This is a genomic window from Rubrivivax sp. JA1055, from assembly GCF_020966565.1.
Taxonomy (GTDB): Bacteria; Pseudomonadota; Gammaproteobacteria; order Burkholderiales; family Burkholderiaceae_C; genus Rubrivivax; species Rubrivivax benzoatilyticus.
In genome coordinates this window covers 862,807-885,768 of the sequence record NZ_JAJKFP010000006.1, presented here as the reverse complement: position 1 = coordinate 885,768, position 22,962 = coordinate 862,807, and the positions used below count along the sequence as shown (strand labels likewise).

Sequence of the window (22,962 nt, the reverse complement as noted above, 5' to 3'; positions counted from 1 at the left end):
CACGCCATGGGATTCCACGCCACCCTGCTCGAACAGACCACCGAGGCCCGCAGCGGCCTGCTCGCCACGCCGATCATCCAGGGCGCGCTGCGCGGCGAGGTCTCGCGGCCCAGCTACCTGGCCTTTCTGCGCGAGGCCTTCCACCACGTGCGCCACACGGTGCCGCTGCTGAAGGCCGTGCGCGCCGCGCTGCCCGCGCACCACGCCTGGCTCGAAGGCCCGCTGGACGAGTACATCGAGGAGGAGTCCGGCCACGACGAGTGGATCCTCGACGACATCGCCCACGCCGGCGGCGACGCCGAAGCCGTGCGCCACGGAGCCCCCGGCATCGCCACCGAGGTCATGGTCGCCTACGCCTACGACACGATCGCGCGGCGCAACCCGCTGGGCTTCTTCGGCATGGTGCTGGTGCTCGAAGGCACCAGCGTGTCGCTGGCGCTGCACGCCGCCGACGCCATCCAGCAGGCGCTGGCGCTGCCCGACTCGGCCTTCAGCTACCTGCGCTCGCACGGCACGCTGGACCAGGAGCACGTGCAGCACTTCGAGCTGCTGATGGACCAGATCCACGACCCCGCCGACCAGGCCGCCATCGTGCATGCCGCGCGCGTGTTCTACCGCCTGTACGGCGACGTCTTCCGCAGCCTGCCGCTGCCGCAACCCGTCGAGGAGGCGGCATGAAGATCGACCAGACCCGCGTCGTGCTGACCGGCGCGGCCGGCGGCATCGGCCGCGCGATGGTGCAGGCGCTGGCCGAACAGGGCGCCGCGGTGCTCGGTGTCGGCCGCGGCGCCAGCGGCCCCGGCAACGCCTGGCAACGTGCCGACCTGGCCACGCCCGAAGGCCGCCAGGCTGTCGTGCAGGCGGCGGGCGACTGGAACGCCAACGTCGTCGTGCACGCCGCCGGCGTGCCGGCCTTCGGCGCGCTGGCCCAGGTGCCCGCGGCGCAGGTCGAGCAGGTGCTGCAGACCAACCTGCTGGCGCCGATGCTGCTGACCCAGGCGCTGCTGCCGCAGCTGCAACGCCAGCCGCGCGCCCAGATCGTCTTCGTCGGCTCGGTGCTGGGCCGCATCGGCCTGCCGGGCTTCTCGGTCTACGGCGCCAGCAAGGCCGGGCTGCACGGTTTTGCCGAGGCGCTGCGGCGCGAGCTGGGCGACGGCCCGGTGCGTGTGCAGACGCTGGCCCCGCGCAGCACGCGCACCGCCTTCAACGACGCCGCGGCGCAGGCCTACAACGTCTCCACCGGTGCCGCCAGCGACACGCCCGAGCTCGTCGCCCAGGCGCTGCTGCAGCTGATCGAGAGCGAGGCGCCCGAGCGCACGCTGGGCGGCGGCGAACGTGTCTTCGCCCGCCTGAACGGCCTGCTGGGTGCCTGGATGGACTCCGGCTTCAGCAAACATCGCCGCAGCCTGCCGGCGGCGGCCCCCACCCAAGGACAGACCCGATGAACATCTGCCGCTCCCTGCTGAGCTCCCTCGTCGTCGCCGCCGCCGCGCTGGCTGCGCTGCCTGTCGCCCAGGCCGGCCCGGTCGAGGACGCCGTCACCGCGCTGCAGCACGACTGGGAGGTGATCCGCTACCAGACCCCCGCCGCCGAGCGCGAGAAGCGTTTCGAGACCCTGGTGGCCAACGCCCACAAGACCAGCGAGAGCTTCCCCGGCCGCGCCGAGCCGCTGGTCTGGGAAGGCATCATCGTCAGCTCGCTGGCGGGCGAGAAGGGCGGGCTCGGCGCGCTGGGCCTCGTCAAGCAGGCCAAGGCGCTGTACGAACGTGCGATCCAGATCGACGGCAACACGCTCGACGGCTCGGCCTACAACAGCCTGGGCGTGCTGTACTACAAGGTGCCGGGCTGGCCGCTGGGCTTCGGCGACAAGGCGCGTGCCGGCCAGATGCTGCAGAAGGCGCTGGCGCTGAACCCGCAGGGCATCGACGCCAACTACTTCTACGGCGAGTACCTGGTCGAGACCGGCCGCGAGGCCGACGCCGTGACCTACCTGCAGCGCGCCATCGACGCGCCGCCGCGCCCGGGCCGCCAGATCGCCGACGCCGGGCGGCGCGAGGAGGCGCGGCAGCTGCTGGTGAAGATCAAGCGCTGAGGCCGGGCCCGGGAGGGCGAGGCTCAGCGCCTCGCGTGAAGCGCGCGGCGCTATGATGTGTATTCAGTCGACATGGAGTACACACATGCGCACCAACATCGTGATCGACGACGAGTTGATGGCCGCCACGCTGAAGGCCACGGGGCTGAAGACCAAGCGCGAGGCGGTCGAGGCCGGCTTGCGCACGCTGCTGCGGCTGCAGCAGCAGACCGAACTGCGGCGGCTGCGTGGCAAGTACGAGTGGGTCGGTGACCTGGACGCGATGCGGCGCGACGCATGATCCTCGTCGACTCCAGCGTCTGGATCGACTTCTTCCGCGGCAAGTCCACGGCCCAGGCCGAGTGGCTGGACCGTCAGCTGGGCCTCGAACGCTTCGCCATCGGCGATCTGATCCTGGCCGAGGTGCTGCAGGGCTTTCGTGACGAGCGCGGCTTCGAGGAGGCCAGGCAACTGCTGGGCCGCCTGGAGCCGGTCGAGATCGGCGGCTTCGAGGTGGCGGTGCAGGCGGCGCGGCTGTACCGCCGTCTGCGTGCGGCCGGCGTCACCGTGCGCGGCACGGTCGACATGCTGATCGCGACGCGCTGCCCGCTCGACGGGCTGACGCTGCTGCACGCCGACCGCGACTTCGAGGCATTCGAGAGTCTGGGCCTGCGCGTCGTGGACTGCGGCGGCTGAGGCCGGGCCGGCCTTCAGCCCGGGTGAAGCCGGGCCACGGCACCCGCGGCCGGGGCTTCGTCCACCGTCTTCAGCTTGCGCAGGAAGGCCGGCGCGACGTTCCACTGCATGCCGGTTTCGGTGATCACGGTGACCGTCTTGCGGTTGTACTTGGTGATGATCCCGAACAGCACCGGGTGCCCGTCGGGCTGGAACGACACCTTCTCTCCGACGCGGAAGTCCATCATCTGCACGTGCGCCTTCATGTCGTGCAGCAGCTTCAGGCGCGCGACGATGCGGCGGTTGAGGTCGAGCAGTTGGGCTTCGTCCAGGGTGTCGATGTCGATGTCGATGCGCATGGCGGGTGGCGATGGGCGTGAACCGGGAGTTTGCCCGAGCACCCGGCGCGCGCCGGCCAAGGGCTCGCCTCAGCGCGCCTTCACGAGGCGCTTGACCGTCTGCTCGATGACCTCCGGCGCGGCGGCCCGCACGACGGACCGATGCACGATGTCCAGCTCCTGCGGCGACAGGCTGCCGCTTGCGGCGTGGGCGCAGATCTCCTGTGGCAACGGCGCGACGGGCATGTGCCACCGCGATTGCGGATCGCGCCAACTCAGCGCCGCGCCGGCCACCGGCTCCAGGCTGTTGCCGTCGACCAGCGCCACCAGCATGTAGGCGTGCGTGGCGCACAGACCCCGCCCGCCGGTGAAGCCCAGGCCTTCGACCAGGTACTGGGTCAAGGCGACCGGGGCCTGGGTCCAGTCGCGCACCACGACGGCCAGCAGGTCGGCCTGCGTCTGCTGCACGATGGCCCGCAGCTGCGGTGCTGCGGCTTCCCAGTCGGGCTGGCCCTTGCCGTTGATGCCCTTGCGCACGTAGAGCGTGCGCAGCAGGTCTTTCTGCAACGGCCCGTGCACGGGCCGGGCGCTGATGCCGAACGAATGCGTGATCGCTTCGGCGTAGAGGTCGGCATAGCGCTCGTCCAAACCCCAGCCGGGCACGTCGAACGGAACGTCGTCGCTTTGGAGCAAGCCCTGGCGCGTGTAGCGCACGGTGTCGCCGAGCACCGAGACGACGGCGATCGACTTGGCCTGCTGCAGCGTGGCGGGAGGGACGGTCACGCCGTTGAGCGTGACGGCGCAGCCGGCGATCAGCGAGGCGGCGAGCAGGGTGGCGAGACGTCGGAGCATGTCGTTCGGCGTTGAAACGGGTTTTCAGCGGGCGGGCACGAGTTCCCAGCCCTCGGGCCGCCAGCGCAGCAGCAGCGGGGCCAGCGGGTTGGGCGCGCGCGCCATCGTGTCGGCCACCAGCGCACGCAACGCGGCCAGGCCGGCCGGCGAATCGTCGGCCGAGTACAGCAGCAGATCGGTGGCCGGCACCGCGACGACGAGCACGCCGCCCTGGGCCTCGGCCAGGCCGGCCCAGCTGTCGTGCAGCAGCAGCCGGCTGGGCTGGTAGACGTCGTCGGCCAGCACGCCCAGCCGGCCGGGCGCGACCGGCGGCGCCGCGACGGCCAGCGGCACCAGGCGCGTGCGCAGGTTCTGCAGGCCGCGGGCGTAGGCCTGGTCGTCGTCGAGCCCGAGCTCTTCACGCTGCCCGCTGCCCAGCAGCTGCACCGAACGTTCGCCGTCGAGCACTGGCACGGCCATCAGCCCGCCGAAGAAGGGCCGGGCGTCCAGCCGGCCCGGGACGCGGCCGCCGGCGATCGACGCCCGGGCGCTGACGACGTAGGCCGCCGAGCGCAGCACGATGCGCAGCGCGTCGGCGCGGGGTTTGGCCTGGGCGTCGCCCAGCGCGGTGGCGACGTCGTGCAGGAAGGCGTCCAGCCGCTCGGCGCAGCCCTCGGCGTCACGCCGGCAGAAGGCGTGGATGCGGTCGAGGTTGATCTGGGCGTCACCCAGGCCCAGCGTCAGCGGGCCCAGCACGGTGACCGGCCTGGACGGCAGCGTGCGCTGCAACTGCCCGGCCGCGTGGCGCGTGAACGGCTCCTCGTCCAGCGGGACCGGCTGCGCGGCGGCGGTGGTGGTGGCCAGCAACAGGGCCAGAGGGGCGAGCGGGGCGAGCAGGCGGTGGCGCATGGTGGGCAGGGCGTGCGGCCGACAGCATAGGCGGCGGCCGTGCCTCGGCATCCCCTGCTTCGGGTGGCGTGGCGCCGGGGCGTCGCTTGCCGGAGGGACGCCGTGGCGCCCCTCGGCCCCTCGGGGTTGGCAAGCTGTTCGAGGCGGCACGTTTGCCAATTTTTGCCAAGGCGCCTAGGCTCATGCGATGGGCACGATGAACATCTCCCTCCCCGATGCGCTGAAGAGCTTCGTCGACGAGCAGGTCAGCCAGCGTGGCTACGGCACCAGCAGCGAGTACGTGCGCGAGCTGATCCGCCAGGACCAGGAGCGCCAGCAGCTGCGTGGCCTGCTGCTGGCCGGCGCTGCGTCGGTCCCGGCCGTGGTGGCTGACGACGCCTACTTCGACGGGCTGCGCGAGCGCGTGCGCACGGCCACCGTACCGCGCCGCAAAGCGTGAAACCCAAACCCGTCGTCGCGCGCCAGCAGGCCGTCGACGATGTTGCGCAGGCGCTGGACTTCTACCTCGCCGAAGGGGCCGGGACGGCGGCTGCAGGCTTCGTCGACGCGCTGGAGCGGGCGTATGCGCACATCGGCCGGCATCCGGCAAGCGCTTCGCCGCGCCTGGGGCACGAGCTGAACCTTCCCGGCCTGCGCGCCTGGCCGCTGAAGCGCTACCCGTACCTCGTGTCCTACGTCGAGCGCGACGATCACGTCGACGTCTGGCGCGTGCTGCATGGCCAGCGCGACCTCCCGGCCTGGCTGCGCGAGCCGGGCGATGCTTGATCCTTCGTAGACCGGCGCCGCGACCGTCGGCTACGCTCATGCGTCAGCTCCAGGAGCCGTGCATGAGCCGTCATCACACGAACCTGATCCGCGCGCTGTTCCACGACCCGCCGCCGCACAACCTGCACTGGCGCGACGTCGAGTCGCTGCTGAAGCACGTCGGCGCGACGCTGGAGCCGATCTCCGGCGCGCGCCTGCGTGTCACGCTGGGCAAGGTGGAAGACATCCTGCACCGGCCGCACGGCGGCGACGAGCTCGACCGGCAGTCGGTGCTGCACGTGCGCGCCTTCCTGGGCCGCGCCGGCGTGACGCCCGCGGCCTACGAGTCGCGCGGCGACGCGGCGGGCTGAGCCGGGGCACGCCCGGCGGCTCAGCCCCCTGACCCCCTCACCAGCAGTACTTGTCCTGCATCTGGTTGGCCTCGCGGGTGGCCGCGACACGGGCGCGAAGCTCCGGCGTCGCCAGCGCGTCGCGTTCGCGCGCGGCCTGCGTGCGCAGATCGGCGAGCGCAGCCTCGAGGTGGGCCTGGCGGTCCCCCGGGCGTGCCGGCAGCGCGTCGATGAACAGCGCCCGGTACGGGTGCGCCGCCACCCAGTCCAGCGCCGCCTGGCGTTGCCGCGCCTGGCGGCCCAGGTCGCAGAAGGCGTAGCCGTTGAGGTCGGGCCCGGCGGTGACGGCGAAGTCCCTCGTCGCCTGGGCCACCTGGGCGAGCGCCGGATGTGACATGTCCAGCACCGCGGCCAGCGTCGCGTAGCGGTCCTTGGCGGCGTAGAACCAGAACACGGCCTCGTCGCGCAGGCCGACGTCGTAGAGCCGGATCGCCAGCACCATCAGCGTCATCGGCGTGACGAGCTCGGGCGCCGCGCGGATGGACTTCTCGACCTCGGCGACGACGGCCGGGTCGTCGCTCGCCAGGCGTTCGTCGAAGGCCTTGCCGACCGCCACCTGCGGGCGGCCGCCGTCGTCGGCCGCGGCGGCGTAGTAGGGCAGCACATAGACGCCGATGCGGCGCACCGGTTCGGCGGCCGTGGCCGACGCCGCGGCCAGCGCCAGGGCGAGCGAGACGAGCAGGGGTTTCATCTTCTATGGGCCGGCGGCGCCGGTCTCAGGGGATGTGTTTGGCCTCGGGCGGCGGTTGCACCCAGCCGTGTTTTCGCTCTTCGTAGACCGAGACGGTGGGCGGCGGGAAAGCCGGGTCGGCAAACGCGCCGACGGGGATCGCGATCGACTCCGGCATGTCGTCGACGACGTACCAGACCGTCGCGCCGCAGGCCGGGCAGAAGTGGAAACGCACCCGGCCGCCGTCGTCGCCGACACGCACGAACTCGGTCGAGGCGCCGGCGAGCACGACGTCCTCGCGCCGGAAGCGCGCCTGCTGCCCGAACACGCTGCCGGTGCGGCGCTGGCAGGCCAGGCAGTGGCAGATCGAGACGCGCAGCGGCTCGCCGCTCACCGTGGCGGTGAGGCGGCCGCAGGAGCAGGAGGCGAGGCGGGTGGGCATGGCGGTCGAGCGGTCCTCAGTCAAAGTAGGGCTTCAGTGGCGCATCAATCCGTTGGTAGAGCGGATGAACTGGAGATCCGTTCTTGTTCTTGCCGAAGCAAAACACCTTTGCAGGGTCGCAAACCTCCCGAAGGATCGTTTCCACCGCAGGCCCGCGCCCCGACTTGTGGCCGGGGTTCCCCCAGCTGACCACCACGATTCGTGCCCGAGCCGCGATTCTCCGAATCCATTCGTCGTTCTCGCGCAGGTTCACGACGGCGGCATTGCGCAAGTCCGCCGAGTACGTTCCCCGGATAGACATGACGTTCAGCTGGTAATAGGCGCCGACGCCCCAGCATTCCCTGGCTCGCCGCGCCATGCCGTCCACGGTCGGATCGCCGACGTCTTCCGCAGCACCCGATGGATTCATGCTGATGCCGCACGCATAGTCCTCGTGATCGCCCCAGTACCGGAAAAGCGTGAAGCGGTGCGTCCTGTCGGGACTGAAGATGGTGCGTTCGGCCACCAGGGGGTCCACCGCAAGCGTGGGCGACGGGGCCGCCGAGCCGATGGCGGCCGTTGCCGAGCCCCGTACGAGAGGAAACCCGTGCGTCTCACCGGGCATCGCGGTGGCCCCGATGCTCGGCCGGGCCCGTCGCGACGCGCCCCACCCGCGCCACCACCCCCGTCCCATCCGCCCGCGCCCCGTAGCGCATCTCCAGCCCGTGCAGCACCGCGATGCGCTGCACGATGGACACGCCCAGGCCGCTGCCGCTCTCGGCCTGGCCTTCGGGGCGGCGGAAACGTTCGCCCAGGCGCTGCAGCAGCTCGGGCGCCAGCGGCGGGCCGTCGTTCTCGACACGCAGCGCGTCGGGCTCGAAGACCACCGTCACGCTGCCGCCTTCCGGGGCGTAGCGTGTGGCGTTGTCGACCAGGTTGCGCAGCAGGATCTCCAGCAGCGCCGGGTCGCCGTCCAGCGGCAGCGGCTGCGCCGGCGGCTCGGGCCAGTCGCAGCCCAGCTCGATGCGGCGGCGCTCGGCCAGCGGCAGCGTGTCGCTCATCACCTGGCCGACGATCGGCACCCAGTCGACCGGGCGGCGCTGCGGCAGGCCTTCGGCGGCCTCCACACGCGACAGCGCCAGCATCTGCGACACCAGCCGGTCCATGCGCGCGATGCCGGCTTCGAGCCGGCCTTCGGCGTGCGCGCGCTCGCCGGGGTCGCTGCTGTTGCGCGCCACGTCCCATTGCGCGCGCAGCAGCGCCAGCGGCGTGCGCAGCTCGTGCGCGGCATCGGCGGTGAAACGCCGCTCGCGCTGGCGCGCGGCCTCGATGCGCTCGAACAGCGCGTTCATCGAGCCGACGATCGGCCGCAGCTCCGCGGGCGTCTCGTCCAGCGGCAGCGGGCGCAGGCTGTCGGCGTCGCGGCCTTCCAGGTCGCCGGCGATGCGGCGCACCGGCTCCAGCGCGCGCCGCGAGGCCCAGGCCAGCGCCAGCAGCAGCGCCGGCAGCATCAGCAGCCAGGGCGCGAGCTGGCCCGACAGCAGGCCCCAGATCAGCTCGTCACGCTCCTCCTGGCGCTGGGCGGCGGCCACGCTCCAGCGGCCGTCGGCGGCCTGCTGGTAGTACACGCGCCAGGCGATGTCGTCGACCTGCAGGTCGACGAAGCCGCTGGCGTCGCGCCGCCAGGGCAGGCGCGCGCCCTGCTCGTCGTACAGCAGCGGCCGGCCCTCGGCGTCCCACGCGGCCAGGCCCATGTCCTCCAGTTCGGCGGCGCCGGTGCCGCCTTCGGCCGGCGGCTTGAGCTCGATCTCGGTCAGCTCGCCCTTGGCCGCCATGCCCGACAGCGCGCCGTGCACGGTGCCGGCCAGGCGGATCAGCTCGCTGTCGAACATCTCGTCGACCTCGGTCTGCGCGCTGTCGGTGGCCACGCCGACGGTGACGGCCCACAGCAGCGGTGCGGCCACCAGCACCGCCAGCAGCAGCCGGCGCTGCAGGCTCTGTGGCCGGCGGCCGGCGTCGCCGCTCACGCCTCGTCTCCTTCGGCCGCGCCCAGCGCGTAACCCACGCCGCGCACGGTGCGCACGATGCCGGGGGCTATCTTGCGGCGCAGGTGGTGGATGTGCACCTCCAGCGCATTGCTCTCGGGCTCGGCGCCGCCCCAGTCGTAGAGCTTCTCCTGCAGTTGCACCTTGCTCAGCACGCGCTGCGGGTTCATCAGCAGCACCTCCAGCAGCGCCAGCTCGCGCCCGCGCAGCTCCACCGGCTGGCCGCGCCAGTGCACCTGCTTGCTGGCCGGGTCGTAGCGCAGCGCGCCGTGGGTCCACACCGACTGCGAGCGCCCGGCGCTGCGCCGCGCCATCGCACGCAGCCGCGCGGCCAGCTCGGCGATGGCGATCGGCTTGACGAGGTAGTCGTCGGCGCCGCTGTCCAGGCCCTCGATGCGCTGCTCGATGCCGTCGCGTGCGGTGAGGATCAGCACCGGGCTGGCGACACCGCGCTCGCGCCAGCGCCGCAGCCAGGTCACGCCGTCGGTGCCGGGCAGGCCCAGGTCGAGCACGACAGCGTCGTAGGGCGCGCCGCGCAACGCGGCGTCGGCCTGCTGGCCGTCGGGGAAGAGATCGACGGCGTGGCCGGCCTGGCGCAGGCCGGCGCGCAGCGCGTCGCCGAGGTCGGGGTCGTCTTCGACGATGAGCAGTCGCATGGCGACGGCCATTATCGGCCGCCGCCTTGCGCGTGTTCAGCGCAGGCCGAGCACGCGCTCCACCTCGCGCCAGTCGACGATCTTGAAGTTCTGCGCGCCGTCGGGCAGGCGCTTGAAGCCGTCCTGCACGACGAGCGCGCCGCGCGGCAGCGCCGCGCCCAGCGGCGTGCTGGTGACTTCCAGGCCGTCGGTCTCGGACACGCCGTCGATGCCGGCCACCGGGTTCAGGCCGATGCGGAACGCGCCCTTCACGCGCCACGGCGGCGCGGCCTCGGCGACGACATAGCTGTCGTTGCCCTGGCTGCTGACGACGAGCCAGCTGCGCCCGGCCTCGCGGTCGTGGTACAGCGCCAGGCCCTCGACGTCGGCCTGCAGCAGGCCGCCGACCTTCAGCACGAGTTGCGGCTTCGGCTCGGCCGCGCCCAGGTCCAGCACCCAGACGCCGCGGTCCTCCTCGCCGATGAAGAGCCGGCCGCTGTCGTCGTCGGCGACGCAGCCTTCGGGTTGCGATTCCAGCTTGAAACGCTGCACGACACGCCCGCTGAAGACCGGTCGGCCGTCGGCGCCCGCCGCGGCCTCGACGCGGATGCGCTCGACGCGCCCGTCCTTGTCGTTGACCAGCGCCTCCAGCCCACCGGCCGGCGGTGCGTACAGGCAGGTGCCGTAGACCTCGTCCAGCCCGGTGGCGATGCGGCCGGCGTCGGCCAGCGTGCCGTCGGCGGCGATGGTGAACACCGCCAGCGCCTTCTCGTCGCGCTGCGTGGCCAGCGCCAGGTCCAGCGCCAGCGTGCCCCAGCGCAGGCCCTGGCGCACGTCGACGTTGTTCAGCCGCCCGGCTTCGAGCACCTGGCGCTGGCGGCCGTCCAGGCCGTAGACGAACAGGCCCTGCTTCTTGTTCGTGCCCAGCACCAGCGACCGTGCCGGGTCGGCCGGGTTCACCCAGATCGCCGGGTCGTCGGCGGCGTCGCCGAAACGCGGCACCGGGTCGGTCTGGGCGACGGCGCGCACCACCGGCAGCACGGCGCGCGGTGCCGGCGCGGCCCAGGGCAGGGCGCGTGTGGCCCAGCGGCCGGTGGCCTCGTCGTGCCAGGCCAGCCGCAGGCCGGTGGTGTCGGCCTTGGCCGCGAGCGCCTCCACGGCTTGGCCGCCGGTGGGCTGCGCCTTGCCTTCGGCGCGCCAGCGGCCGTCGGCCTCGCGCCAGAGCTGCAGCCGCCCGCGGCCGTCGACGGTGGCCAGGCCGCCGGGCACGACGGCCAGCGCGCGGGCGCCGCCACGCAGCGGGCCCAGCGGGTCGGCCAGCGCCACGGCGCGCCGCTGCGGCACGCCTTCGGCTTCAGCGCGGTAGGCCCAGACGCCGGCGTCCTCCTCCTGCGCGTACAGCCAGCCGGCGGCGTCGTCGACGCGGCAGGCCTGGGTCTGCGGCGGCAGCGCCAGCCGGCGCACCAGGCGTGCGCCCTGGGCGCCCAGCAGCCACTGCTCGGCCAGGCCTTCGTCACCGACGACGAACAGGTGGTCCAGCCCCTGGGCATCGCGGAACAGGCAGCTCGCTTCGACCGGGAAGGCCGGCGACTCGACCGCCGGCCGCGCGGCCAGCGTCATCGCCCGCGTGTCGACGGTGATGGCCAGCGTGCGCTGGGTGTCGGCGTCCAGCACGACGGCCAGCGCGCCGTGCGGCGCGGCGCGCGTGTCGAGCTGCTTGGCGCGCAGCGCCAGGCGGGCGCGTTCGCTGCCGTCGGCATCCAGCAGGCGCAGCGCCTTCTTGTCCAGCGCCAGCCAGGCGCCGTCGGGCAGCGCGGCGATCTCGCGTGCGCCGGCCACGGCGGCCGGCGGCGCCGCGGGTGCGGCTTGCGCCGCGGTGGCGGCGGCCAGTGCCAGGGCGCCGGCCAGCGTCTTCAGCGTCCTCGCTCGCGTCATTGCATCGCCCACTTCAGGTTCACACGCACCGTGCGGCCGTAGGTCTCGTACTGCGCGTTGCGGTCGGTGCGGCCGGTCGTCACCTCGTAGGGCTGGTCGGTCAGGTTCAGCGCCTCCAGGCCCAGTGAGAGATCCTTGGTCAGCGAGTATCGGGCCGACAGATCCCACTGCGTCTGGGCCTTCACGTAGAGGTCCTGGCCGGCATCGGTGGTGTCGCCCACTTCCAGCAGGTAGCGCGACTTGTAGTTGGCGGCCAGGCGCAGGCTCCAGTCGGCGGCCTCGTAGCCGACGACGGCATTGAACACACGCTTGGACTGGCTGGGCAGCGGGATGTGGCGCGACACCGTCGAGCCACCGTCGGCGCCGGCGATCCTGGCGCGCGAGCTCGAGAAGGTGGCGTTGGCGCCGACCACCAGCCCGTTCCACGGCGCCGGCAGCTCGCGCAGCGCCTTGGAGTACGCGAGCTCGACGCCGCTGACACGCGCCGTGTCGCCGTTGGCCCAGGTGACGGCCTCGTCGAAGCCGGCCCAGGCGCCGGTGCCGGCGACGTCGGTCTGGTACGAGAAGTCGCGAATGCGCTTGTGGAAGACGTAGGCCGACGCGACGCCGGCATAACCCAGGCTGCGCTCGACGCCCAGGTCGAGGTTGGCCGAGCGCAGCGGCTTCAGGTCGGGGTTGCCGAAGCTGGCCTCGTCGCCGTCGATGACGTAGCCCGGTGCGATCTGGCCGAAGGCCGGGCGCACGACCGAGTGGCTCCAGGCGGCGCGCAGCGTGGTGCGTGCGTCCAGGTCGTGGCGCAGGTGCAGGCCGGGCAGCCAGTGGTGGTCGTCGCGGCGCGCGCGGATCGGTTCGAACACGCCGTCGGTGACGCCGGTGCCGGCGGCGTCCATGCGCGTGCGCTCGTGGCGCAGGCCGGCGATCAGGTGCGTGGCGCCGAGGTCGAAGCTGCTCTGCAGGTAGGCGGCGTCGACACGCTCGTCGATGCGGTAGTCGTTGACGGTCGACTCCTGGTCGTCGACGAAGTCGTCCAGGTTCACCGAACGCGCCAGCGCATACAGCGGGCTGGCGACAATGCGCGGCCCGAACGTGCCCCAGGGGTAGTCGACGCTGCCCGAGGCGTAGGCCGCCAGGCCGGCGTCGGCGGCGCCGAAGTCGTCCACCACCCAGGTCGTCTGCACGCTGGTCTTCTGGCGCCGGCTGGTCTTGGCGCCGAACTTCAGCTCGCCGTCGACGCCGGCCAGCTCGAACGGGCGCGACAGGTCCAGGCGCAGGTTGTGCTCGCGGTCCTTCACCAGCGACTTCTCGAGCTCGATCTCGTCGAGTGCGTAGGCCGCGGCGTCATGGATGCCGGCCGGCGCCACCAGCCGCGGGCGCGAGCGTCCGGTGTAGCCGACGCCGTCGAAGCTGTCCCCGGCCTCGAACTTGGCCTTGGCGATGTGCAGCGGCGTGTCTTCCTCCGAGCGGCTGCTGCCGGCCTCGGCCTTGAGCTTCCAGTCGCCCAGCGCCTGCGTCGTGCCGAGCACGAAGGAGCGGATGGTCTGCGTCTCCTTGCGGTCCTTCAGCTCGCGCGTCGATTCGGCCTCGCCCAGCGCGCCGGGCGCCTGGGGGGCGTCGAACTCGATGACGTGCGCCTGGCGCTGCTCGTCGTCGCTGAAACGGCTGTGCAGGTAGCGGGCGTGGTACTCGGTGCCCGCCTCCGGGCGGTACTCGGCGTTCAGCGCCAGGCCGGTGCGCTCGCGCGTGATGCGGTAGTCGCGGCGCTCGAACTCCTCCAGCGCGTCGCCGTCCCAGGCGCCGCCGGTCTCGACGTTGTCCGAGCCGAACTTGCGCACCTCGTGGCTGAAGCCGGCGGCCAGGCCCAGCTTGCCGCCGAGGAAGCGGTCGCTCCACAGCAGCGAGCCGTTGGGGCTGGAGCGTTCGGTGTTGGTCTCGTAGGACGCACCCAGCTCGGCGGCGACGAAGCGCCCCGGGCGGTCGAAGGCCGAGACGGTCTGCACGTCCACCGTGCCGCCGATCGAGTTGGCGTCCTGCTCGGGCAGCAGCGTCTTGCTGACGGTCAGCGAGCGCACCAGCGCCGAGGGCAGAACGTCGAGCATCACCGCGCGGCGGTCGCGCTCCGGCGAGGGCAGCAGGCTGCCGTCGAAGGTGACGCTGTTGAGGTCCGGGCCCAGGCCGCGGATGCGCACGTAGCGGCCTTCGCCCTGGTCGCGCTCGATCGACACGCCGGGCAGGCGCTGCAGCGCCTCGGCGGTGTTCTTGTCGGGCAGGCGGCCGATGCCGTCGTCACGCACGACGCTGACCACGTTGTCGGCGGCGGCCTGGTCCTTCAGCGCACGGTCGGTGGCCAGCGAGGGGCCGGTGATGACGATGGTCTCGACCGGCAGGGTCTGGGCCAGGGCCGGGAAGGCGGCCGCGGCGGCCAGCGCCAGCAGCGTGTGCGGCGTGCGCGGCCGCTTGGGGGTGTGGGACACGGAAGACTCCTGTGGGCCGCGGCGCTCTGTTGGCGCCGGCAGCGGGTGGGTGTTCGGCGCCGCACGGTAGGCAGGCCGCGTGTCGGTCCGGTGACGGTGGCGGCGCCGTGGCGGCCACGGCAGCGCCCGCAGCGGCCGCCTGAGCCGGCGCGCCTCGGGCCTGCACCCTCGCAGCGCGGGCCCGCGCCGGCGGTGACGGCGGCGGTGCTGAGCTGTTCGGACCCCCGCGCTGACGCACGCCTGTCATCGGCGGCCGCTAGCTTGGCCGCCGATGTCGACCTCCCCCCGTTCCTGGCAGCCGCTGCTGCCGCTGGGCGCCACGCTGCTGCTGGCGCTGTTTGCCGCGTTCGCGCCGGCCAAGCCGGTGGCCAGCTGGCAGTGGCTGGACATCGCCGCCGAAGGCGGCACCGCGCTGATGGCCGGCGTCTGGGCCTGGCTGGTGCTGGGCAGCCGCCCCGGCGGGCGCGTGACGCTGTGGCTGGCCGGCGGGCTGGCGGCGATCATGCTCGGCGCTACCGCCGATTGCCTGGACGAGCTCTTCGTCGTGTCGGCGGCGACGCTGCCGCTGCGCTGGATCGAGTCGGTGTTGTCGCCGGCGGGCATGGCCGCGCTGACCTGGGGCCTGCTGCTGTGGCGCCAGGAGCAGGCCGCGCTCAGCGAGCAGCTGCAGCGCCGCGAGCGGGTCTTCCGCGACCACCGCGCCTACGACCGCGTGACCCAGCTCGCCGACGCCGACTACCTGCGCCGCCAGATCGAGCTGGAGCGCGCCGCGCAGCCCGGCCGGCCCTGCGCCGTGGCGGTGCTGGAGCTGGCCCACTGGGCCGAGATCGAACGCACGCACGGCCGCGCCGAAGCCGACCGCGTGCTGCAGGCCGTGGCCCACCAGCTGCTGCTGAACCTGCCGCCGCGCGAGCTGCTGTGCCGCTACGCCGGCGCGCGCTTCGTGCTGCTGATGCCGCAGGCCGAGCTGGGCACGGCGCGCCGGCGCGCCCAGCACCTCGTGGGCATGGTCGAGGCGATGCGCTTCAGCCCGCGCGACGCCGAGCACCCGCTGGCGCTGGCGATGCGCAGCGCCGTCGCGCTGGGCGACGACGACGCCCAGGCGCTGCTGACGCGCCTGAACCGCGAGCTCGAGGCGCTGGACCTGGCCGGCGCGCGCCCGGCGCGGGCCGCGTCCTGAGCGCCGCCATGCGCGCCGCCGCACCCGCCGGCGACACCGCGGCCGCGGTGCCGTTCACGCACCAGCCGGCGCTGGTGCTGGAGCTGGCGCGTGCGCAGGAGCTGGACGTCGGCGCCATCCGTGCCGCCGCCGGCCTGGGCGACATGCCGGCGGCGCTGACGCTGGCGCAGTGGCGCGAACTGCTGGCCGCCACGCTGCGCGCCTTCGGCTCGGCCGAAGCGCCGTTCGTGCTGGGCCGCCACCTGCTGCCCGGCCACTACGGCGCCGCCAGCCACGCGCTGCGTGAAGCCGCCAGCCTGCGCGACGCGCTGGAGCGCCTGGTGCGTTTCCAGCCCCGGCTGTCGCCGCTGCTGGTGCCGCGGCTGCACGTCGAAGGCGGCCTGGCAGTGCTGTACTGGACCGACGCCTGCCGCCTGGGCGCGCTGCGCCCGGCGCTGGTGGAGATGCAGATGAGCGCGGTGGCCTCGTGCTGCCGCTGGCTGGCCGGGCGCGCGCTGCCCTGGACCTTCTGCTTCGACCGCGCCGCCGCGCGCCACGCCGAGCAGCACGAGGTGCACCTGGGCACCGCGCTGCGTTTCGGCTGCCAGCTCGACGCGATGCTGATCGACGCCCACTGGCTGGACGAGCCCTGGCCCGCCGCCGCGCACCCCGGTGCGGTGGCCGCCAGCCGCGCCGCCGAGCAGGCCGCCGGCGCCGAGGCCATGCCGCGCGGGCTGCTGGCCGCGCTGTACGACCTGCTGCTCGACCGCATCGGCGACCCGCCGGCGCTGGAGGAGGCTGCCGCCGCCTTCGGCTTCAGCCCCGCCACCTTCAAGCGCCGGCTGGCGCTGGAGGGCACGCACTACCAGGCCGAGCTGGACCAGGTGCGCCGCCACGAGTGCCTGCGGCTGTTCCGCTTCGGCGGCCTGGACAACGAGGCTGCCGCTCGCCACCTGGGCTTCCACGACGCGGCCAACTTCCGGCGTTCGTTCAAGCGCTGGACCGGCTCGACGCCGGCGCTGCTGCGCCGGGGGCTGTTCGACTTCTCGCTCTGAGCGCGCTCAGGCCGCGGCCAGCGCCGGCAGCCTGTCCTGCAACGCAAAGTCGACCGCGGCCAGCGCGTGCAGCGTCGTCGTGTCGAAGACCGGCAGCGCGACGTCGTCTTCGGCCAGGATCAGCGGCAGCTCGGTGCAGCCGAGCACCACGCCTTCGGCGCCGCGCGCCGTGAGCCCGGCGACGATGACCTGCAGCCTCTGGCGCGAGGCCGGCAGCACCTGGCCGCGGCAGAGCTCGTCGAAGATGATGCGATGCACCTCGGCACGTTCGTCCTCGGGCGGCACGATGCATTCGACGCCCAGGCGCGCCAGATGCTCGGCGTAGAACGGCTGCTCCATCGTGTAGCGCGTGCCCAGCAGCGCCACGCGGTGCAGGCCGCGGGCGCGGATGGCGGCGCCGGTGACGTCGGCGATGTGCAGCAGCGGCGGCAGGCCCTCGCCGGCCACCTGGGCGGCGATCTTGTGCATCGTGTTCGTGCAGATCAGCAGGCAGTCGGCCCCGGCCGCGGCCAGGCCTTCGGCGGCCTGGCGCAGCAGCGCGGCGAGCGCGTCCCAGTCGCCGGCACGCTGGCCGCGCACCACTTCCTCGAAGTCCAGGCTGTGCATCAGCACCCGCGCCGAGTGCAGGCCGCCGAGGCGGCGGGCGACCTCGCGGTTGAGGGTCTGGTAGTAGAGCAGGGTGCTTTCCCAGCTCATGCCGCCGATCAGGCCGATGGTCTTCAAGATGCGAAGCGAAAGAGGTTGGTGATGGCGACACTGTGCGCGCCGGGGCGGGGCAGGCGATTGCTGAATTTCGCGCCTTGGCGAGGCTTGGCGCAAACCTGTGCTCCGTAGAATCAAGTTTCAGGAATCAGATTCCAAGGACGCCGTGAACGCCGCCATTTCGCTGGACACCATCGACCGGCGCCTGCTGGAGCTGGTGCAGGAAGACGCGACGACGCCGCTGGCGCAACTGGCCGAGGCCGTGGGCTTGTCCAGCACGCCGTGCTGGCGGCGGCTGCAGCGGCTGAAGGAGGCGGGTGTCATCACGCGCCAGGTGGCGCTGGTCGACGCCGAGCGTGTGAACGTCGGCGTGACGGTGATCGTCAGCGTGCGCACGGCGGTGCACACCGAGGAGTGGTTCGAGCGCTTCCGCGCGACCTGCGAGGCGATCCCCGAGGTCGTCGAGTTCTACCGGATGAGCGGCGATGTCGACTACCTGCTGCGCGTCGTCGTGCCCGACATCAAGGCCTACGACGCCGTCTACAAGCGCCTGATCGCCGGCACCAACCTGCACGACGTGAGCTCCAGCTTCGCGATGGAGCAGCTGAAGTACACGACGGCGCTGCCGCTGAAGTACGCGCTGTGAGGGCGGTGGCCGGCAGCGCCGGAGCTTGACGCGGGCCGGGGAAGCCGCCGACGCGCCCCGTAGAATCGCCGCCGGCTGCCCGTAGCTCAACCGGATAGAGCACCAGCCTTCTAAGCTGGGGGTTACAGGTTCGATTCCTGTCGGGCAGGCCACCCAAGGATTCCGGGGCGTCCCGTGAAGTCCGTGGAAGTCCGGAGAAAAGCGGTTGGCAGCATGCCACTGCGCGACGTGACCGCGCTGCTGCTGTACACGCTGCGCCGCATCGAGAACGCGGCGCCCACGAGACCGGAGGCCGTGGCCGACCAGGCCGAGCTGTGGCGCCACGCCGGCGCGAACATCGACGACGAGAGCCCCCGGCGCGAGGCCTTCAACCTCATGCTGTCGATGCCGCAGGGCACCGACGCCCGCATCGTCAAGGCCGCGGCGCGCGAGTTCGCGCAGACCGAACTGCGCGGGCACCGCTACGTGATGGTGCTGCACGAGCACCAGGCCAACCCGCACGTGCACTTGAGCGTGCGCGCCCAGGGCGCCGACGGCCGGCGGCTGAACCCGCGCAAGGCCGACCTGCACCGCTGGCGCGAGACCTTCGCCGACAAGCTGCGCGGCTACGGCGTGGAGGCCGAGGCGACACGGCAGGCGACCCGCGGCGCACATCACCGCGCCCACCCGATCGGCCGCGTGAAGATGCGCGACGACGGCCGGCCTGGGCGCGACATCGCCGAACCCGGGGGCGAGCGCTTCTACAGCAGCCGCCGGGACGCCCTGGAGGCCTGGATCCACATCGCGCAGGCGCTCGGCTCTTCCGGCACCGCCGAGGACCGGCGGCTGGCCCGCGGGGTCGTGGGCTTCCTCAAGGACTCGAAGGCGTTCCGGCGGCTGTTGCCGAGGCTGGAGCAGTTGCCCGACCGACAGAGGGAGCAGGCCAGGGCGCCGACCCGGACGCCGCCGCAGCCGGAGCTGACGCGCACGCGCCCGGACATCGACTGGGAACGTCGACCCACCCCCATCCCCGCCCCGAGGGCGGGGCGGTCCTCGCCGCCGGACGGGCTCGGGGGCAGGCGCGCACGCCTGACCACGGAGCCCAGCGTGGGCGACCGCCGCCGCCCGTCAAGGGTGCGCCGCGCCGGACTTCGCCCGCCCTGGACGGGCGGCGGATGAGCTTCTGCTCCAGACTGATTCAAGCCGGTCGCCGAGGTCAACGCGAATAATTGCTTCTATTTGACAAATTCATGGCAGACCCGCGGCCCTGAATAGCTCGTTCTTTAGCCAATAATCTAAAGTCGAGATCTTTACGAAGTGGGTCGAAACAGGATACGGCGGATGAAACATCCAGTAGTAGATGTCCCTGCTCACATAAAGCTCGACATAGCGCTCTGGGCCATTGGCGGGCTTCGGCCATCGAAGGAGTTGCAGAATCCGAGCTCGGTTCTGAAGTAGGAAGGAGCTTCTGCGGAGCACCTTGCGGATCTGACCCTTGTTGTCATCCTTGCGTCCAAATATCTTATCTCGGAGCCGGCGACCATCCTTCATGGTGTAAGCTGGCTGGTTGTACTTGCATTCAATCGCAACCAACAGATTGTGATCGGGCCAGTACGCGAGGACGTCAAAATCTCCAACATCTTCGAACTTTTCGGCTCGAAACCTCCGATAAAAGTCAACGCTGTGCTCAACAAATGGGGTGTGTCGGCGAAAAATCTCTTCGCCGCGGAACTCCAGTCGCCTCTCAATACCAGCTTTTACCTGCCGAACGGCTGCTTCGATGCGGGGCCAGCCGAAATCAGCAGGCAGGTAGCCATCGCGTACCGATGACATCCAATTGAAGCTGCAGCGACTCACCGCCTCCGCTCCCCAGCGCAGCTCCGCGCCGACCTTCACGAGTGGACGGATGGCGTATCTATGAACACGCTTGCTGTGCTCCCAGTAAGGCACCTCCACCTCGTTAACGTCCCGGCCAGCGAGCCGAAAAATTCCACTTTCTGAAAGGGTCAGGAAGGCAATGATGCGCTGCGCTTTCTCCTTTCCAAGGTCCTTAATCTCAGCGCTAAGCTTTTCCACCAGTTCTTCGGGCTTCGCGGCGTAAGATAGCGACAGGTCCTTCGAGAATCCGTAGTGCTGAGCATGGGTAAGCACGGCTAAAGACGTGATCAGATCCGAGAGGTTGAAGCCAATGTCGGCCTCGAAAGCGCTGTTGAAATCGATTGATCCTAAAAGGGCCTCCGACTCCCCCTCGACTGAATCTTGGGGATTCTCACCAAGACCGAGGCGCATCTTGGCGTACTCTCTGGCAAAGCGAACCTCCCGATCATTGGAATCATCGGGGTAGAAGACCTCCGGTATGAACGAATCACTGATGGTAATCCCGGCAACATCTACCCCGTTGTGGAGGACATCGCTGGCGCCCGCAAGCGTCATGAGCCAGTCAACTTTGCCAATCAGTTCGCGTAGCACATCGTGAGTCACCTCGCCGGGCCCAGATGTCTGGCTGCTGACAGACTTCTCTAGCAGGTATCGGTAGTGACGGGCTATAGTGCCGTATTGCTGACGCGCATCTTCAACAGCACCAACTCGGTCGTAGTCCACCTCGTGAGATAGGCTTAAGCGCGCTCTTTCAATCCGAGCTCGCTCAGTAGCAAGAAGCGCATCGTGCTGCTCGATGCAAGCTCGAATTAGCTGAAGTCGATCAAGCTGAGCGAGTCGCCTTTCGATACGGTCCCTGAACTCGGCGCTAGCTATGTCAATTTTCTGTTTGGCATCCAACGGTGCATATCGACCAGGTGCTATACCCAAGTCTCGGATTATCTTGGCAAGTTGCTTGCGCGCTACCTTGTAGTCCGAGAGTCTTGGAATAACCGGCGAGGGGTCTTCCGGAACATCGGCGCTCCGAGTGACTACTCGCAGCGTGTATCGAGCGAGCTTGCCCGCCGCGGAAATAACTGCTTGATCCAGCCCCTCCGGCAGCACCATTCCAATGGCGTCGTGACTCTTGCGAATCGTCTCTGCAAGGCACTGCATTTCGAAGCGGCCGTCGGTGGCGTCGGTCAAGCCATCTCGCACTGAGCGAACATTGATTTCAAGGTAGACGACAGCAGTTCTGCCGTGGCTCCCTTCTGCGGCGGCTATGATCGGGGCGGAATTATTGCTCTTGCAACGGTTCTCTTCGTCGCCTCCGACGATCGTGTTGGACGGGTTGCGTTTGCAAACGAAGAGAACATGATCCAAATGGAATAGTGGTGCGTCAGCCAGCAACTCACGGCACCTAAAGGTGCTGTCGGCGAGGATTTGGATGAATAGGTCGACCATGCGTCCGTCTTCCAGGCGCAGATCGTTCTCAATTTCCAGCAAGGCTTGAACCGTGCAATCTCCGATGAGAGTGGAGTAGGCGACAATCTTTTGGCCGCGCGCGCTCATCTCGATGACGCCTTCGGTTCCTTCGCTCAATCGCCACGCTGTTGTGTGATCTGGGAATAAGCGGGGAGCCCTCGACCAGAAATCGGAAAGTGACTTGAATCTCCATGAGGTCCCCCAGCTTGGGTCCAGGCTTATCATTGTAGGCTCGATGGCGCCATCAACCAGAACCTCGTTTGTGTCTATGAATGAAGCGAAGAGATCGGCCGGACCGCTGGAGAAGGCGGTCAGGGCTGACCGCTGTCGATCGCAAAAGGCCCAATAGCGCTGCAGATCGTCCAGTTTCTCGAGGCTATCGAATATTGTGATTAGATCCGCAAGCGGCAGGAGTCGCAATGGTTTGTCAGGAAGGTTGAGCAGTTCGGCGGACGTGGCCGCTAAAGTGGGGGCGAGGATGATGTGGAGTTCATCCGCTGACGCGCAATTTATGCCGTCCTTAGAGAGTAGAACCTCTGGACCTTCAACGAGCTTGAAACGAACATCTTTTGCCTTCTTGGCCTTTGCAATAATCGCGGCGGCCATTGCTGCCTGATTGTCTAACTGTTCATGATGGCAGGCGCAAACCAGATACACACCTGTCGCCGTGGAGGTTACGCTGCTGAAGTGAATTTCTCTGCACACCTCGCTGCCGAGAGTCAACATCACGGGCCCTGGCAGTGTGCCTTCAAAGCGCTCGAAGATAAACAGGCCTAGCCTCCGGTGTACCTCAGGGCTAAGACCCGCTGTTTTCGTTTTTGCCCAATAGTCGATGACCGTCCCTGGACCACTTCGTACCGCCATCGGGTACCAGTTGCCGGATATGTTGACGCCCAAGAAGGGGGCGGCATCGCCAGTAAATGCTGCGTTTCCGAACGATTCCCACGTTAGCGGCGCTTCATAGTTACCGATTTTCGCATCGAGAGAGCTTCCCGCGCGATGGCGCCTAGCGGTGGTACGTTGATCGATTTTTCGCAGAATATCCGTGCACGAGAGCCAGAAATCCTCCGGTGCTAGCTCTATGTGACCATGTTCCGCATCGACTACAGGAGACTGCGGCAGGTGTGGGATAGCTTCAATGATCAGTGCCTGCAGCGCGATGACCAAGTCCATCTGTGCCAAGGCATTGGGTACATCGGCGTAAGTGATTCGAAATGCCTCGATGAAATCCGGCACTCGCTCGATGCTGCTTCCGTACAAGACCGGGACAAACCGGCCGCCGAGTCGTACCTTGATTTGTCCCCAGTCTGCCTCAGGAGAGAAGTCTTCAAGAGTGGGAAATTTCGGCCACGTTTCGTAGAGAGCTTCGGAGAATTCTCTGAATTCCGCATAGTTATTAATTTTTTTGCCGCCTCGGCCTTTCAGCGGAGTGTCGAGGAATACGCACCAAGCGAGTGCATGTTTGACCGGGCTGCCAGCATTGGGGGGCCAGAGTTCGGATACGCCGATAGCAATTGCTACGTCTGCGGCGTCGTACTGACGTAGGAGGTCGCGGGTTTTTCTTACTTGTTCAGTGAAGATGTCTCTTGTCCGTTTTTGATCGCCGGTCAGCTTATTTAAGCTTGTTATCTGACGAGGCGGGGGTTCGGGATGTTTGATATTATTGGCGAGTCGGCGCTCACGCTTCTCTCTGGATTTTCTTCCCACGAGACCTCCTTGGTGTTATCGAGGCTGGCCTGTTGATACTTTATGGCTTAGGCGGCGCGACGTAAGAAGTATTGGTGAAGCAGAGCATATTCCCCAATGGTGCGTCAACGCTTCATGTGGCAATTTTTGTCTTGCCTGTAGGCTCCCGTTAGGAGTTCGAAGGACCCCGATTTTTGGCGGCTGCTTGGCTTTCCCGCGGACTGTGCCGGCGTAGATG

The 22,962-nt window shown here is 69.7% G+C and carries 24 protein-coding genes and 1 tRNA gene; 13 read left to right on the top strand and 12 right to left on the bottom strand.

The window, feature by feature from the left end:
• Nucleotides 1-6 precede the first annotated feature (6 nt).
• The 5 genes from LOC65_RS13520 (at nt 7) to LOC65_RS13500 (ending at nt 2,767) form a co-directional block, all read left to right on the top strand.
• Nucleotides 7-678 (top strand): TenA family transcriptional regulator, encoded by a 672-nt coding sequence (locus LOC65_RS13520; protein ID WP_230247847.1) that lies wholly within the window; start codon nt 7-9, stop codon nt 676-678.
• On the top strand, nt 675-1,445 hold the full coding sequence (locus LOC65_RS13515) for an SDR family oxidoreductase (protein ID WP_230247846.1): 771 nt from the start codon (nt 675-677) through the stop codon (nt 1,443-1,445). The genes LOC65_RS13520 and LOC65_RS13515 overlap by 4 nt, the downstream gene beginning before the upstream one ends.
• A complete protein-coding gene (locus LOC65_RS13510) occupies nt 1,442-2,092 on the top strand; it encodes a tetratricopeptide repeat protein (protein ID WP_230247845.1) in 651 nt (216 codons plus the stop codon). The genes LOC65_RS13515 and LOC65_RS13510 overlap by 4 nt, the downstream gene beginning before the upstream one ends.
• 85 nt (nt 2,093-2,177) lie before the next feature.
• Entirely contained in the window at nt 2,178-2,372 is a 195-nt protein-coding gene (locus LOC65_RS13505; protein ID WP_132646477.1) for a type II toxin-antitoxin system VapB family antitoxin, read from the top strand.
• Entirely contained in the window at nt 2,369-2,767 is a 399-nt protein-coding gene (locus LOC65_RS13500; protein WP_230247844.1) for a PIN domain nuclease, read from the top strand. The genes LOC65_RS13505 and LOC65_RS13500 overlap by 4 nt, the downstream gene beginning before the upstream one ends.
• Before the next feature lie 14 nt (nt 2,768-2,781).
• Here the strand turns inward: LOC65_RS13500 and LOC65_RS13495 are convergent, their stop codons facing one another.
• The 3 genes from LOC65_RS13495 to LOC65_RS13485 all read right to left on the bottom strand — a co-directional run bounded on the left by LOC65_RS13495 (nt 2,782) and on the right by LOC65_RS13485 (nt 4,824).
• A complete protein-coding gene (locus tag LOC65_RS13495; protein ID WP_164962227.1) occupies nt 2,782-3,105 on the bottom strand; it encodes a hypothetical protein in 324 nt (107 codons plus the stop codon).
• A gap of 69 nt (nt 3,106-3,174) precedes the next feature.
• The gene (locus tag LOC65_RS13490) at nt 3,175-3,936 is read right to left on the bottom strand and encodes a hypothetical protein (protein ID WP_230247843.1); all 762 of its coding nucleotides are present in this window, start codon (nt 3,934-3,936) and stop codon (nt 3,175-3,177) included.
• Nucleotides 3,937-3,960: 24 nt separating this feature from the next.
• Complete coding sequence (locus LOC65_RS13485; protein WP_230247842.1) at nt 3,961-4,824, bottom strand: hypothetical protein; 864 nt, start codon at nt 4,822-4,824, stop codon at nt 3,961-3,963.
• A 187-nt stretch (nt 4,825-5,011) separates the two neighbouring features.
• On the opposite strand from LOC65_RS13485, the gene LOC65_RS13480 reads away from it, so the two are divergent.
• The 3 genes from LOC65_RS13480 (at nt 5,012) to LOC65_RS13470 (ending at nt 5,939) form a co-directional block, all read left to right on the top strand.
• Nucleotides 5,012-5,263 carry a type II toxin-antitoxin system ParD family antitoxin gene (locus LOC65_RS13480; protein WP_230247841.1) on the top strand — a complete coding sequence of 84 codons (252 nt, stop codon included), beginning with the start codon at nt 5,012-5,014 and terminating at the stop codon, nt 5,261-5,263.
• Complete coding sequence (locus tag LOC65_RS13475; RefSeq protein WP_230247840.1) at nt 5,260-5,589, top strand: type II toxin-antitoxin system RelE/ParE family toxin; 330 nt, start codon at nt 5,260-5,262, stop codon at nt 5,587-5,589. The genes LOC65_RS13480 and LOC65_RS13475 overlap by 4 nt, the downstream gene beginning before the upstream one ends.
• A gap of 62 nt (nt 5,590-5,651) precedes the next feature.
• Nucleotides 5,652-5,939: a type II toxin-antitoxin system HicA family toxin gene (locus tag LOC65_RS13470; protein ID WP_009856446.1), complete on the top strand. Its 288-nt coding sequence runs from the start codon at nt 5,652-5,654 to the stop codon at nt 5,937-5,939.
• 37 nt (nt 5,940-5,976) lie between these two features.
• Here the strand turns inward: LOC65_RS13470 and LOC65_RS13465 are convergent, their stop codons facing one another.
• From LOC65_RS13465 to LOC65_RS13435, 7 genes are all read right to left on the bottom strand, one after another.
• A complete protein-coding gene (locus LOC65_RS13465) occupies nt 5,977-6,669 on the bottom strand; it encodes a hypothetical protein (RefSeq protein WP_230247839.1) in 693 nt (230 codons plus the stop codon).
• A 25-nt stretch (nt 6,670-6,694) separates the two neighbouring features.
• Nucleotides 6,695-7,090 carry a GFA family protein gene (locus LOC65_RS13460; RefSeq protein ID WP_230247838.1) on the bottom strand — a complete coding sequence of 132 codons (396 nt, stop codon included), beginning with the start codon at nt 7,088-7,090 and terminating at the stop codon, nt 6,695-6,697.
• A 16-nt stretch (nt 7,091-7,106) separates the two neighbouring features.
• The gene (locus LOC65_RS13455) at nt 7,107-7,595 is read right to left on the bottom strand and encodes a DUF1643 domain-containing protein (RefSeq protein ID WP_230247837.1); all 489 of its coding nucleotides are present in this window, start codon (nt 7,593-7,595) and stop codon (nt 7,107-7,109) included.
• An 88-nt stretch (nt 7,596-7,683) separates the two neighbouring features.
• Nucleotides 7,684-9,096 (bottom strand): ATP-binding protein, encoded by a 1,413-nt coding sequence (locus tag LOC65_RS13450; protein ID WP_230247836.1) that lies wholly within the window; start codon nt 9,094-9,096, stop codon nt 7,684-7,686.
• Complete coding sequence (locus LOC65_RS13445) at nt 9,093-9,770, bottom strand: response regulator (RefSeq protein ID WP_230247835.1); 678 nt, start codon at nt 9,768-9,770, stop codon at nt 9,093-9,095. Before LOC65_RS13445 ends, LOC65_RS13450 begins: the two co-directional genes overlap by 4 nt.
• A gap of 36 nt (nt 9,771-9,806) precedes the next feature.
• Nucleotides 9,807-11,684, bottom strand: a complete 1,878-nt coding sequence (locus tag LOC65_RS13440) for a phytase (RefSeq protein ID WP_230247834.1) — start codon at nt 11,682-11,684, stop codon at nt 9,807-9,809.
• Nucleotides 11,681-14,155, bottom strand: a complete 2,475-nt coding sequence (locus LOC65_RS13435) for a TonB-dependent receptor (protein ID WP_230247833.1) — start codon at nt 14,153-14,155, stop codon at nt 11,681-11,683. The genes LOC65_RS13440 and LOC65_RS13435 overlap by 4 nt, the downstream gene beginning before the upstream one ends.
• 271 nt (nt 14,156-14,426) lie before the next feature.
• On the opposite strand from LOC65_RS13435, the gene LOC65_RS13430 reads away from it, so the two are divergent.
• On the top strand, nt 14,427-15,335 hold the full coding sequence (locus tag LOC65_RS13430; protein WP_230247832.1) for a diguanylate cyclase domain-containing protein: 909 nt from the start codon (nt 14,427-14,429) through the stop codon (nt 15,333-15,335).
• A gap of 8 nt (nt 15,336-15,343) precedes the next feature.
• Nucleotides 15,344-16,369, top strand: coding sequence for an AraC family transcriptional regulator (locus tag LOC65_RS13425; RefSeq protein WP_230247831.1), 1,026 nt, complete (start codon nt 15,344-15,346; stop codon nt 16,367-16,369).
• A 6-nt stretch (nt 16,370-16,375) separates the two neighbouring features.
• Here LOC65_RS13425 and LOC65_RS13420 read toward each other — a convergent pair whose 3' ends face one another.
• Nucleotides 16,376-17,092 (bottom strand): aspartate/glutamate racemase family protein, encoded by a 717-nt coding sequence (locus tag LOC65_RS13420; RefSeq protein ID WP_230247830.1) that lies wholly within the window; start codon nt 17,090-17,092, stop codon nt 16,376-16,378.
• A 163-nt stretch (nt 17,093-17,255) separates the two neighbouring features.
• On the opposite strand from LOC65_RS13420, the gene LOC65_RS13415 reads away from it, so the two are divergent.
• The 3 genes from LOC65_RS13415 (at nt 17,256) to LOC65_RS13405 (ending at nt 18,875) form a co-directional block, all read left to right on the top strand.
• A complete protein-coding gene (locus LOC65_RS13415; RefSeq protein ID WP_029718492.1) occupies nt 17,256-17,717 on the top strand; it encodes an Lrp/AsnC family transcriptional regulator in 462 nt (153 codons plus the stop codon).
• A 75-nt stretch (nt 17,718-17,792) separates the two neighbouring features.
• A tRNA-Arg gene (locus LOC65_RS13410) sits at nt 17,793-17,869 on the top strand.
• Between the two features lie 76 nt (nt 17,870-17,945).
• Complete coding sequence (locus LOC65_RS13405; protein WP_230247829.1) at nt 17,946-18,875, top strand: relaxase/mobilization nuclease domain-containing protein; 930 nt, start codon at nt 17,946-17,948, stop codon at nt 18,873-18,875.
• A 69-nt stretch (nt 18,876-18,944) separates the two neighbouring features.
• On the opposite strand, the gene LOC65_RS13400 is transcribed toward LOC65_RS13405, so the two are convergent.
• Nucleotides 18,945-22,745, bottom strand: coding sequence for a hypothetical protein (locus tag LOC65_RS13400; RefSeq protein WP_230247828.1), 3,801 nt, complete (start codon nt 22,743-22,745; stop codon nt 18,945-18,947).
• Nucleotides 22,746-22,962 lie beyond the last annotated feature (217 nt).

Bases quoted from the DNA above. Each gene is read 5' to 3' on its own strand.
- LOC65_RS13510 (WP_230247845.1), top strand. From the start codon at position 1,442: ATGAACATCTGCCGCTCCCTGCTGAGCTCCCTCGTCGTCGCCGCCGCC.
- LOC65_RS13465 (WP_230247839.1), bottom strand. From the start codon at position 6,669: ATGAAACCCCTGCTCGTCTCGCTCGCCCTGGCGCTGGCCGCGGCGTCG.
- LOC65_RS13490 (WP_230247843.1), bottom strand. From the start codon at position 3,936: ATGCTCCGACGTCTCGCCACCCTGCTCGCCGCCTCGCTGATCGCCGGC.
- LOC65_RS13520 (WP_230247847.1), top strand. From the start codon at position 7: ATGGGATTCCACGCCACCCTGCTCGAACAGACCACCGAGGCCCGCAGC.
- LOC65_RS13460 (WP_230247838.1), bottom strand. From the start codon at position 7,090: ATGCCCACCCGCCTCGCCTCCTGCTCCTGCGGCCGCCTCACCGCCACG.
- LOC65_RS13505 (WP_132646477.1), top strand. From the start codon at position 2,178: ATGCGCACCAACATCGTGATCGACGACGAGTTGATGGCCGCCACGCTG.
- LOC65_RS13495 (WP_164962227.1), bottom strand. From the start codon at position 3,105: ATGCGCATCGACATCGACATCGACACCCTGGACGAAGCCCAACTGCTC.
- LOC65_RS13485 (WP_230247842.1), bottom strand. From the start codon at position 4,824: ATGCGCCACCGCCTGCTCGCCCCGCTCGCCCCTCTGGCCCTGTTGCTG.
- LOC65_RS13500 (WP_230247844.1), top strand. From the start codon at position 2,369: ATGATCCTCGTCGACTCCAGCGTCTGGATCGACTTCTTCCGCGGCAAG.
- LOC65_RS13440 (WP_230247834.1), bottom strand. From the start codon at position 11,684: ATGACGCGAGCGAGGACGCTGAAGACGCTGGCCGGCGCCCTGGCACTG.
- LOC65_RS13425 (WP_230247831.1), top strand. From the start codon at position 15,344: ATGCGCGCCGCCGCACCCGCCGGCGACACCGCGGCCGCGGTGCCGTTC.
- LOC65_RS13480 (WP_230247841.1), top strand. From the start codon at position 5,012: ATGGGCACGATGAACATCTCCCTCCCCGATGCGCTGAAGAGCTTCGTC.
- LOC65_RS13430 (WP_230247832.1), top strand. From the start codon at position 14,427: ATGTCGACCTCCCCCCGTTCCTGGCAGCCGCTGCTGCCGCTGGGCGCC.
- LOC65_RS13445 (WP_230247835.1), bottom strand. From the start codon at position 9,770: ATGCGACTGCTCATCGTCGAAGACGACCCCGACCTCGGCGACGCGCTG.
- LOC65_RS13470 (WP_009856446.1), top strand. From the start codon at position 5,652: ATGAGCCGTCATCACACGAACCTGATCCGCGCGCTGTTCCACGACCCG.
- LOC65_RS13515 (WP_230247846.1), top strand. From the start codon at position 675: ATGAAGATCGACCAGACCCGCGTCGTGCTGACCGGCGCGGCCGGCGGC.